Raw genomic sequence first — 423 nt, 5'->3', positions numbered from 1 at the left:
CCCAAGGTAAACCCCAATTATCTGCAGCGTACCTGATAGATGACAATCTAAAACTGTTTAACTTAGATAAAGCAGCACTGCTGCAGCTCGTTGCCAGTGTCGAGCGTCATGCGAATCACCCGCTTGCGACCACGCTAGTGAACTATGCTGAATCCTATACTAAACAGACTGATACGCCTCAAAGTCCAGCGGCATTTACCATAAGCCATGTGGAGACAGTGCTCGGGCAGGGGATACAGGCACAGGTAGCCACTATTGGGCGGGTGAAAATCGGCACGCCAAGTTTTGCCAATCTTCAGTTGCCTGCAGCGACTACCCAAGCCAATCCCATTTGGCAAATTGCCAGTCAAGTGGCAGTAAGTATCGATGACACCCCTGTGGCAGCCTTTGCGCTAGCCGATGAGCTTAAACAAGACAGTGTTA

General features: G+C 50.1%; 1 pseudogene. It reads left to right on the top strand.

The annotated features are described in order from the left end of the window. Positions 1-423, top strand: a pseudogene (locus tag M3221_RS25695) (hypothetical protein); the annotation flags it as partial.

This window comes from Domibacillus indicus, assembly GCF_023715895.1.
Taxonomy (GTDB): domain Bacteria; phylum Bacillota; class Bacilli; order Bacillales; family Domibacillaceae; genus Domibacillus; species Domibacillus indicus_A.
Note: the sequence above shows the minus strand (reverse complement) of the source record. Positions and strands in the feature narration are given on the sequence as shown.